Genomic DNA, 1033 nt, shown 5'->3' with positions numbered 1-1033 from the left:
GGTTGATTTCCGATCTCAGCCGAACACATTGAGCTGATGGCTCGCTCCCGCAGTTAGCCGAACGCCCCCGCGGCCCCTCCTGGGGTCCGGGGGCGCCGTTTTCCCAGTTGAAGGAACGGTGGAGATGTGTTTCGATGGGTCCGGTGGCCATGCTCCGCCCGCCGCCCGGCACCTCTTCCCAGACTCAGCCGGACGGTCGGTCCGTCTATTCCGTTTTCTTCCAGGCTAGGCCAGCGGGGCATCGCCCCTCTCTGCGCGCGCCCTCTCGATGAGCCCCGGCGTCAGGTCGAGGTCGCCGAGCGGCACGTCCCCCACGCCGTAGGCGTCCAGCAGCGCCGCCGCGTCCTCCCCGAGCATCGCCCTGAAGGCGCGCGCGGGCGTCGCGAAGCCGAGTGCGCCGCGGGGCTCGGAGTTCACGTGCGACATGGCCAGCGCCAGGTCGGCCGGGGCGAGCCGGTCGAACCTGATTCCGGCGCCCTTGGGCAGCAGCTTCCTGATCTCGACGTGGTTGCGCTCGCAGGCGCCCTTCTGGTCGCTGCGCCTGGGGTCGCAGTAGAACAGCCTCGTCTCGCCCGGCCCCTCGCCGAGCAGCGCCGCGACCGCCGCCTCGTCGGAGAACTCGGCGCCGTTGTCGGTGAGGACGGCGCGGAACACGCGGCGCGTCCCGTCGGCGCCGAGGATGGCCCGGATGCCCTCCAGGGCGTCCGCGACGCACCCGGCGGTCTTCTCCTCCAGCGGCAGCGCGAGCTGGAGCCTGCTGGGGCGGTGCAGCAGCGTGAGCAGGCAGGCGGAGTCCTCCCGGGCCCCCTCGACGGTGTCCATCTCCCAGGCCGCGGCGCACGCGTCCTCCCCGAGGGCGAGGAACGCGGCATGCGACCTGCGGGCGGAGTGGCGCGTGGCCGCCCGGCCCGCGGCGCGCTTCCTCGGCCTGTAGCCGACCTTGCGCCTGAGCTCCATGTTGGTCATGCCGTCGTAGCCCGCCGAGACCCAGCGGTAGATGGTCGACGGCGACAGGTCCACGGGCCCGCCGTTG

Annotated in this window: 1 protein-coding gene; it reads right to left on the bottom strand. The window is 72.5% G+C overall.

All coding sequences use genetic code 11. From position 1 onward, the window contains the following. Positions 1-225: 225 nt before the first annotated feature. A partial coding sequence (locus AB5767_RS10015; protein ID WP_368132949.1) for an IS30 family transposase occupies positions 226-1033 on the bottom strand: 808 nt, incomplete at its 5' end.

Source organism: Collinsella aerofaciens (assembly GCF_040926265.1).
Lineage (GTDB): Bacteria > Actinomycetota > Coriobacteriia > Coriobacteriales > Coriobacteriaceae > Collinsella > Collinsella aerofaciens_BB.
Note: the sequence above shows the minus strand (reverse complement) of the source record. Positions and strands in the feature narration are given on the sequence as shown.